Annotated in this window: 1 protein-coding gene (cut by a window edge); it reads right to left on the reverse strand. The window is 70.4% G+C overall.

The window, feature by feature from the left end; all coding sequences use genetic code 11:
• Window positions 1-10,258: the 5' end (the start) of a non-ribosomal peptide synthase/polyketide synthase gene (locus NR792_RS40415; protein ID WP_375758002.1), read on the reverse strand. It extends 19,121 nt beyond the left edge of the window; the window shows 10,258 of its 29,379 coding nt (coding positions 1-10,258); it begins with the start codon at window positions 10,256-10,258; its stop codon lies beyond the left edge, outside the window.
• Window positions 10,259-10,536: the final 278 nt, after the last annotated feature.

Genomic DNA, 10,536 nt, shown 5'->3' on the forward strand with positions numbered 1-10,536 from the left:
GGGGATGATCCGTGGGCAGCTCCAGGATGGTGGGAACGTCCGCCAACTGCTGCTTCCAGTAGCCGAGCTGCGCGTCCAGCGTCTCGCCCTGGAGCCAGTCGCGCTGCCACGTCGTGAAGTCCGCGTACTGCACGGGCAGCGGCGCAAGCGTGGGCGTCTGGCCGGTGCTGAAGGCCTCGTAGAGGGCCACCAGCTCCCGGACGAGGACGCCCATGGACCAGCCGTCGGAGACGATGTGGTGCATCGTCACCAGCAGCAGGTGCTCTTCGTCGGCCAGCCGCACCAGCGCGGTGCGCAGGAGCGGACCTCGCTCCAGGTGGAAGGGCTGGTTCGCTTCCTCCGCGATCCGGCGCTGGGCCTCGGCTTCGCGCTGCGCTTCGGGCAGCGCGGACAGGTCCACGAGCGGCAGCGTCCAGGCGCCCGGCTCGTGGATGGCCTGCGTGGCCTGCCCTTCCTGCTCATGGAAGGTGGTGCGCAGGGATTCGTGACGGGCGACCAGCGCTTCGAAGGCGCGGCGCAGCGACTCCACGTCCACCTGGCCTGTCAGCCGGAGTGCCGTGGGGATGTTGTACGACGCATCCCCCGGCGTGAGCTGATCGAGGAACCAGAGGCGCTGCTGGGCGAAGGAGAGCGGGATGGCGCCTTCGCGTGACGCGGGCCGCAGCGGCGGCGCACGGAGCGCGGCGGACGGCGTCGCCTCCAGCTTCGGTGCGAGGGCTTCGACGGTGGGCGCTTCAAACAAGGCCCGCAGCGGCAGCTCGGCGCCGAACCCGGCCCGCACGCGCGAGACGAGCTGGGTGGCCAGAAGCGAATGCCCACCCAGGGCGAAGAAGTCGTCCTGGATGCCCACCCGCTCCACGCGGAGGACTTCGGCGAAGAGGGCGGCCAGCTTCTCTTCGGTCGCGGTGCGCGGCGCGACGAAGGCGGTCGCGCGCGGTGCATCTCCCGGTTCGGGCAGGGCCTTGCGGTCCACCTTGCCGTTGGCGTTGAGAGGCATCTCCTGCAGTACCAGGAGCGAGGCGGGCACCATGTACTCGGGCAGCCGCTGCTTGAGGCTGGCCTTGAGGGCGTCCACGTCCAACGCGTGGCCTTCGTGCGTGGTGACGTAGCCGATGAGGCGCTTGTCCGCGTCAGCGCCGCGGGCCACGACGATGGCCTCGTTGACGCCCGGGAAGGCGCGCAGGCCCGACTCGATTTCACCCAGCTCGATGCGGAAGCCGCGCACCTTCACCTGGAAGTCGACGCGGCCCAGGAAGTCGAGCGTGCCGTCCTCCAGCCAGCGCGCCTTGTCGCCGGTGCGGTAGAGGCGCTCGCCCGGAGTGGAAGCGAAGGGGTGGGGGACGAAGCGCTCCGCGGTCAGCTCGGGGCGGTGGAGGTAGCCCCAGGCGAGGCCCGGGCCTCCGACGTACACCTCGCCCGCGACGCCCACGGGCACGGGGTGCAGGTGCGCGTCGAACACGTAGGCCGTGGCGTTCGGGATGGGCCGGCCGATGGAGACGGGGCCATCCACACGCGAGTCCCGGTACAGGGGGAGCGTGGTGGAGAAGGTCGTGTTCTCCGTCGGACCGTAGGCATGAATCAGCGTCGCGTCCTCGGGGAGGCGTCGGAGGTGATCGCGCAGACGCGACCAGGGCATCACGTCTCCGCCCGCGAGGACCTGGCGCACTCCGGCCAGGGCTTCTCCCTGGTGCAGGGCCATCTGCTCGAAGAGAGCGGTCGTGATGAACATCGCCGTCACGCGGTGATGACGCAGCTGCCCGGCCAGTTCTTCCAGCGACAGGGTGTGGGCCGGAGGGAGGACGAGCTTCGCGCCGTGCAGCAGCGCGCCCCAGAGCTCCAGGGTGGACGCGTCGAAGGCGATGGGGGCGATCTGCAGCCACACCTCGTCGGGCCCGAAGCGCATGAAGCTGCTGCCGAGCACCAGGCGGGTGATGCCCCGGTGGGGAATGCTGACGCCCTTGGGACGACCCGTGGAGCCCGACGTGAACATGACGTAGGCGAGCGACTCCCCGTCCACGCGGATGTCAGGCGCGTGCGTGGGCAGCGCGGCCAGGACGTCCTGCTGCGAGTCCAGCCAGACGCGGGTGCCGGAAGCGGGCAGCTTCGAGGCGAAGGGCTGATGCGTGAGCACCACGCCGACGTCGGCGTCCTCCAGTAGCGCCGTGATGCGCTCCACGGGCGCATTGCGGTCCACAGGGACGAAGGCCGCGCCCGTCTTGAGGATGGCGATCAGGGCAATGACCATCTCGAACGACCGCTCGACGGCGAGCCCGACGCGCGCGCCGGGGACGATGCCCAGAGAGCACAGGTGATGGGCGAGCTGGTTCGCGCGCGACTCCAGCTGGGCGTACGTCAGCGTCGCGTCTCCCTGGACCAGCGCCACGGCGTCGGGCGTGCGCCGGGCCTGCTGGGAGAAGTGGACGTGGACGGGGACGTCCATGGGGCTGGCGGCGGCCGTGTCATTCCACTCCACGAGGATGCGCTGGCGCTCGTCGCTGGAGAGGAAGGACAGCTCGGCCACGGACTGCTCGGGCTTCGCGGCCACGGCCTCCAGCAGGTTGCGCAGGTGGCCTTCCATCCGCTCGATGGTGCGCCGCTCGAAGAGGGCGGTGCTGTACTCCAGCCAGCCGGTGAACCCCCGCGGTGAGTCCTGCAGCGTCAGGGTGAGGTCGAACTTGGCGGAGTGGCCTTCGGTGACGACCTGCTGGAAGGTGAGGCCGGGAACCTGCAGCGCTTCACCCGGAGCGTTCTGGAGAACGAACATCACCTGGAACAGCGGGCTGCGGCTGGTGTCCCGCACCGGCTGGAGGGCTTCCACCAGCTTCTCGAAGGGCAGGTGCTGGTGTTCGTACGCCGCGAGCGTCGTGCCGCGCACCTGGGCCAGCAGCTTCCGGAACGAGTCCTCCGGCGTCACGCGCGAGCGGAGGACGAGCGTATTGACGAAGAAGCCGATGAGGCCTTCGGTCTCCGCCTGGGTGCGGCCCGCGATGGGCGAACCCACGCTGAAGTCGTCCTGGCCGGCATAGCGCGACAGCAGCACCTGCCAGGCCGCGAGCAGCACCATGAAGGGCGTGGCGCCTTCGCGCTGGGCCAGGGCCTTGAGCGCGTCGGACGTCGCCTGCGGAATCCTGACGGAGTGGGTCGCGCCGGCGTGGGACTGGATGGCCGGACGGGGATGATCCGTGGGCAGCTCCAGGGTGGTGGGAGCGTCCGCCAACTGCTGCTTCCAGTAGCCGAGCTGCGCATCCAGCGTCTCGCCCTGGAGCCAGTTGCGCTGCCACGTCGCGAAGTCCGCGTACTGCACGGGCAACGGCGCAAGCGCGGGCGTCTGGCCGGTGCTGAAGGCCTCGTAGAGGGCCACCAGCTCCCGGACGAGGACGCCCATGGACCAGCCGTCGGAGACGATGTGGTGCATCGTCACCAGCAGCAGGTGCTCTTCGCCGGCCAGCCGCACCAGCGCGGTGCGCAGGAGCGGGCCATGCCGCAGGTCGAACGGCTGACGTGCATCCGCTTCGGCCTTCCGTTGCGCTTCGGCTTCGCGCTGCGCTTCGGGCAACGCGGACAGGTCGATGAGCGGCAACGCCCACGTCTCAGGGGCGTGGAGGTGCTGGGCGGCCTGGCCCTGGTGCTCGCGGAAGGTGGTGCGCAGGGATTCGTGGCGGGCCACGAGTGCTTCGAAGGCGCGGCGCAGCGACTCCACGTCCACCTGGCCTGTCAGCCGGAGTGCCGTGGGGATGTTGTACGACGCATCGCCGGGCGTGAGCTGGTCGAGGAACCAGAGGCGGTGCTGGGCGAAGGACAGGGGCTGCGGGCCGTCCGCGCGAACGCGCGTGAGCGGAGGGAGGCGGACGCTGGGCGTCTGTGTCCGCAGGCGCTCGGCGAGCGCGGCCACGGTGGGGGCCTCGAAGAGGGCCCGTAGCGGCAGCTCCACGCGGAAGGTGGTACGCACGCGCGAGACGAGCTGCGTGGCCAGGAGCGAGTGGCCGCCGAGCGCGAAGAAGTCGTCGTGGACGCCCACGCGCTCCACGCGCAGCACCTGCGTGAAGAGGGCCGCGAGCTGCTCCTCTTCAGGAGTGCGGGGCGCGACGTAGGTGGAGGCGAGCGCGGCGCCCTGCGGCGCGGGCAGCGCCTTGCGGTCCACCTTGCCGTTGGTGTTGAGCGGCAGGGCCTCCAGCACGAGGAACGCGGAGGGCCGCATGTGCTCGGGCAGGGACTGCTTGAGCCAGTCCTTGAGGACGTCAGGCGTGGGGGCGGGAAGAGCGCCCTCCGTGGGCACCACGTAGGCGACGAGCCGCTTGTCGCCGGGGATGTCCTCGCGCGCCAGCACGACGGCGGCATGCACCTGGGGATGCTTGAGGAGGGCCGCCTCGATTTCGCCCAGCTCGATGCGGAAGCCGCGCACCTTCACCTGGAAGTCCGCACGGCCCAGGTAGTCAATCATCCCGTCCGCGCGCCAGCGCACCACGTCGCCGGTGCGGTAGAGGCGGGCGCCGGGCGTCGAGGAGAAGCCATCCGGGATGAAGCGCTCCGCCGTCAGCTCCGGGCGGTTGAGGTAGCCGCGAGCGACGCCCTCGCCCCCGATGAACAGCTCACCCGCGACGCCCGTGGGCACGGGGCGCAGCGTGCGGTCCAGCACGTAGACACGCACGTTGGACAGCGGCCGGCCGATGGTGGGCGTGGGGGAGGCGTCGAAGGCGCAGGCGGTGGCGTCAACGGTGCACTCGGTGGGGCCGTAGACGTTGAAGGCGCGCAGGCGCGGGGCCTGGGCCAGGTGGCGCCAGGTGGCCGGATCCACCGCTTCACCGCCCACGAGGACACGGCGGGGGATGGCCTGACGCTCCAGCAGGCCTTCATCCACCAGCAGGCGCAGGTGCGCGGGCGAGCAATCGAGGACCTCCAGCGCGTCCTGCCCAATCCGCTTCACCAACTCCCCGGCATCCGCGCGGGCCTCTTCCGGGACGATGCAGAGGGTGTGGCCGTCGAGCACCTGGACGAGCTGCTGGACGGAGGCGTCGAAGGACAGCGGGGCGTTGACGCTGACCCGCTCCGCCATGCCTCGGCCCTGGTGCACGGTGGCGGCCAGCCCCTGCCGCAGGTTCATCACGGAGCGGTGCTGGATCATCACCCCCTTGGGACGGCCGGTGCTGCCAGAGGTGTAGATGATGTAGGCCAGTTGCGCGGCGGAGACGGCCACGCCGGGCGCTTCGCGGGACTCGGCCGTGAACTCCGCCGCGTCCGGGTCGAGGAGGACGACCTGGGCCGTATGCGGAGGAAGCACGCCGCGCACGCGCTGCTGGGTGAGGACGACGGGCGCGCCGGTGTCGGTGAGGACGTGGGCGAGCCACTCGCTCGGGTAGCGGAAGTCGAGAGGGACGTAGGCGCCGCCGGCCTTGAGGATTCCGAGGATGCCAACGAGGGCCTCCACGGAGCGCTCCACGCACAGCACGACGCGCACGTCGGGCCCGACGCCCAGCTTCAACAGCCGGTGCGCCAGTTGGTTGGAGCGCGTGTCGAGCTCCTGGAACGTGAGCTGCTGGTCGCCGCGGATGACGGCCAGGGCTTCCGGCGTGCGGAGGGCCTGGGCCGTGAAGGCCTCGTGGATGCTGGTGTCGCGAGGGAAGGCGACGTCCGTCTCATTCCACTCCACCAGCAGCCGCTGCTGCTCCGCGGCGGTCATCAGGGGCAGCGCGGAGACACACGCGTCAGGCTGGGCCGCGAGGCCGGCGAGGAGGACGCCGAAGTGCCCCATCATGCGCTGCATGGTGGATGCGTCGAAGAGGTCGGTGCTGTACTCGATGAAGCCGGTGAGCCCCTGAGGCACCTCGAAGAGGGTGAGGGACAGGTCGAAGCGGGAGGAGTTGCCCTCCAGGGGGATGGGCTGGAAGGCCATGCCCGGGACGCGCAGTGCCTCGGCGGGGGCATTCTGCAGGACGAGCATCACCTGGAAGAGCGAACTGCGGCTCATATCGCGCGAGGGCTGGAGGACCTCCACCAGCTTCTCGAAGGGCACGTGCTGGTGCTCGTAGGCCGCGAGCGTGGTGGCCTTCACCTGGGAGAGCAGCTGGCGGAACGAGTCCTCCGGGCGCACGTGGGCGCGCAACACCAGCGTGTTGACGAAGAAGCCGATGAGGCCCTCGGTCTCCGCTTGCGTGCGGCCTGCGATGGGAGAGCCGACGCTGATGTCGTCCTGGCCGGAGTAGCGCGAGAGGAGCAGCTGGAAGGCGGAGAGCAGCAGCATGAAGGGCGTCGCGCCCTCACGCTGAGCAAGGCCTCGCAGTGTGTCCGTCAGCTCCGACGGGAAGTGCACGGGCAGGGTGGCGCCGCGCCGCGACTGGACGGGCGGGCGGGGGCGGTCCGTGGGCAGCTCCAGCGCCGCGGGGGCACCGGCCAGCTGCCGCTTCCAGTAGGCAAGCTGCGCGTCCAGCGTCTCACCCTGCAGCCACTGGCGCTGCCAGAGAGCGAAGTCCGCGTACTGCACGGGCAACGGCGGCAGTGCGGGCGAGCGGCCACCACTGAAGGCTTCGTAGAGGCTCGCCAGCTCGCGGATGAGGACACCCATGGACCAGCCGTCGGAGACGATGTGGTGCATCGTCACGAGGAGGACGTGCGTCTCCTCGGCCAGCCGCAGCAGGGCGGTGCGCAGCAGCGGACCGTGGACGAGGTGGAAGGGCTGCCGGGCCTCGCGGGTGGCAAGCCGCACCGTCTCCGCTTCGCGCGCAGCGTCGTCCAGGGAGGAGAGGTCCTCCACCGGAAGGGCCCACGCAGCCGGAGCATGGATGCGCTGGAAGGGCTGGCCCTCGTGCTCGAAGAAGGTGGTGCGCAGGGCCTCGTGACGCGCCACGAGCGCTTCAAAGGCGCGGCGCAGGGCTTCGACGTCCAGGCGTCCCAGGAGGCGGAGCGTGACGGGAAGATTGTAGGAAGCGTCGTCCGGCGCCAGCTGGTCGAGGAACCAGAGGCGCTGCTGGGCGAAGGAGAGGGGCTGGGGACCTTCGGTGCGCGTGCGGGTGAGAGGCGGCAGCCGCGTGCCCGTCGCCGTGCGCTGGAGGCGTTCAGCGAGGGAGGCGATGGTGGGGGCCTCGAAGAGCGCGCGGAGCGGCAACTCCACGTCGAGTGCGGCGCGCACGCGGGCCACCAGCTGGGTGGCGAGCAGCGAGTGGCCACCCAACTCAAAGAAGTTGTCCGTACGGCCCACGGTGGGCACGCGCAGCACCTCGCTCCAGAGCGCTGCGAGCTTCTCCTCCAGCGGCGTCACCGGCGCTTCGTAGGCGTGCGAGGCCCGAAGCAGGCTCGCATCCGGAGCAGGGAGGGCCTTGCGGTCCACCTTGCCGTTGGACGTCAGCGGCAGCGTCTCCAGGGAGACGAAGGCGGCGGGCACCATGTACTCGGGAAGGTGCTGCTTGAGGTGCGCGCGGAGGGCCGTGACGTCGAGGGCTTCACCCACGACGTAGGCCACCAGCCGCTTGTCGCCCGGAGCATCCTCGCGGGCGAGCACCACGGCGTCCTTCACGGACGGGACGGCACGCAGGGCGTTCTCGACTTCGCCCAGCTCGATGCGGAAGCCGCGCACCTTCACCTGGGCGTCTATGCGGCCGATGAAGTCCAGCTGTCCGTCCGCGCGCCAGCGCACCACGTCGCCCGTGCGGTAGAGGCGCGCGCCCTCCTCACCGGAGAAGGCGTCCGGCACGAAGCGCTCAGCGGTGAGGCCCGGACGTCCCGCGTACCCACGCGCGACGCCCACGCCACCGATGTGCAACTCACCGCGCACGCCCACAGGCACCGGCTGCCCATGCGGGTCGAGCACGTAGACGCCCACGTTCGCCAGCGGCCTGCCAATGGACGGCACGTTCCCATCCGCGGCCACCTCGCCCAGCGTGGCGATGACGGTGGCCTCCGTGGGGCCATACGTATTGAGCAGGCGCCGCCCGGGGGCCCAGCGCGCGACGACATCCGCGGGCAGGGCTTCACCGCCGGAGATGACCGTGCGCAGTTCCGGCAGTCTCTCGGAGGACGTCGCCGCCAGTGCCGCCGGGGTGAGGCTGACGACACTCAACTCCTGCTCCCGCAGCAACACGGGCAGGGGCGCGCCCGGCATCAGCTTCTCCAGCGGCGCGAGCACCAGCGTGGCGCCGTTGCAGAGCGTGGTGAAGATCTCCTCGACCGACAGGTCGAAGCTGAGGCTCGCGAACTGGAGCACGCGACTGCCGGGCCCGATGCCGTAGGCCACCGCTTCGTGGGTGACGAGGTTGGCGACACTGCGGTGCTCCACCGCCGTGCCCTTGGGAGTCCCCGTGCTGCCCGACGTGTAGAGCAGGTACGCCATGTTCGCGGGCGTCACGCCCGTCCTAGGCGCATCCGTGGGCTCCTCCGCGAGAGCACCGCGCTCCGTGTCCAGGCAGAGCGCCCGGACATGCAGCGTCTCCGGGAAACGGTCCACCAACCCCTGCTGGGTGACGAGCACCTGGGCGGCGCTGTCCTCCAGCATGAAGGCCAGACGCTCACGGGGCAGCAGCGGATCCACCGGCACCCAGGCGCCACCGGCCTTCAGGATGCCAAGCAGGCCGATGACGATATCGAGCGAACGCTCGACACTGAGTGCGACGCGGACTTCCGGGCCGACGCCACGACGGCGCAGGGCGTGGGCGAGCTGATTGGCGCGCGCGTCCAGTTGCGCATACGTCAGCTGCGTCCCCTCGAACACCGCGGCCACCGCCTTGGGCGTAGCGCACACCTGCGCCTCGAAGAGCGAGTGCATGCACGCTTCCGGGAACGGTGCTCGCGTGGCGTTCCACGCCACCAGCATTTCGTGCCGTTCCTCCGGGGTCAGCAGCGGCAAGCGGGCCACGGACTCATTCGGCTGCGCGACGGCCTCCTGCAGGAGCACGCGCAGGTGCTCGGCCATGCGAGCGGCGGTGGAGTGGGTGAAGAGGTCGGTGGTGTACTCGAGGTAGCCCTTGAGGCCCGCGTCCGTCTCCAGCACCTGGAGCGTCAGGTCGAACTTGGCGGAGAAGGTGTCCAGCTCCAGCGCTTCCAGCTTCACGCCCTCGACGGAGGCCGCGCCGCGGAAGGAGGCCTGGTAGGTGAGCATCACCTGGAAGAAGGGCGTACGCCCCGGGATGCGCTCGGGCTTCAACTCCTCCACGAGGCGCTCGATGGGGAGCTCCTGGTGCTCCTGGGCCCCGAGCACCGTCTCGCGCACCTGGCGCAGCAGGGTGCGGAAGGAGTCGCGGCCCGTCACCCGCGTGCGGAGCACCTGGGCGTTGACGAAGAGGCCGATGAGGCCCTCCACCTCTCCGCGCGTGCGGCCCGCCATGGGGGAGCCGACGGTGACGTCCTCCTGGCCGGAGTAGCGGGCCATCAGCAGCTGCCAACCCGTCAGCAGCGCCATGTAGAGGGAGGCGCCTTCCTGCTGTGCCAGCGCTCTCAGCGCGTCCGTCAACTCACGAGGCAGCAGCACGTCATGACGGGCACCCCGGCCGTCACGGAGGGCGGGACGGGGGAAGTCGGTGGGCAGCTCCAGCGCGGAGGGCACTCCGGCCAGCTGCTGCTTCCAGTAATCGAGTTGCTTCGCCAGCCGGGGGCCCTGCAACCACTCGCGCTGCCAGACGCCGAAGTCCGCGTACTGCACGCCCAGGGGCGGCAGAGGGGCCGCCTGGCCTCGCACGAAGGCCCCGTAGAGCAGCGCCACCTCGCGCACCAGCAGCGTCATGGACCAGCCGTCGGAGACGATGTGGTGCACCACCACCACGAGCAGGTGCTCCTGCGGTGACGTCGTCAGCAGCAGGGCGCGCAGCAGCGGACCTTTCGAAAGGTCGAAGGGCTGGGCCGCGGCTTCACGCGCCAGGCGCCAGGCCTCGTCCGGCGATGAGTCCAAGAGCTCCTTGCGCTCCAGGGTGAGCACCGGCTCGTGCGACACCACCTGCACGGGCCCCGAGGCGTCCTCGCGAAAGGTGGTGCGGAGCACTTCGTGACGGCGCACGACTTCACGCAGCGCGCGCTCCAGCACGGCCACGTCCAGCGCGCCCTCCAGCCGCACCGCCATGGGCACGTTGAAGAGGGAGGTGCCCGGTTGCAGCTGATCAATGAACCAGAGGCGCTGCTGAGCGAAGGACAGCGGCAGGGGGCGCGAGCGGTCCTGCACCGGGATGAGGCCCTGCACGGTGTTGCCCGCGGCGGCCTTCTGCGCGGCCATCTTCTTGAGCAACTCGGCGCGCTTCTCCGGTGAGAGGTTGGCGATCCGCTTCGACAGCTCGTTGCTCATCTCGTGTACTCCGCGCTCGGGGACGCCATCGCGAGCGCCACCCGGGGCGGTGGCGTTCGCGAGAACTTGAAGCTGTTGTTGATGCTGGGGTGCCGTTGTGCGCCGCGCTCCCGGGTGAAGCGCGGCGTTGGGCAACTCGCGGCGGTTACATTATTCCGCGACAACGTGATGTGTCATGAGGGCGACTCAGCACCCCAGGGACGAGCCTGGGGATTTCTTAAATTCTGATGTTTACGGCCCCATCCTAGGAGGGGGCTCCGACGTTGGAGCCCCGCCCG

Source organism: Corallococcus exercitus (assembly GCF_042231735.1).
Taxonomy (GTDB): Bacteria; Myxococcota; Myxococcia; order Myxococcales; family Myxococcaceae; genus Corallococcus; species Corallococcus exercitus_B.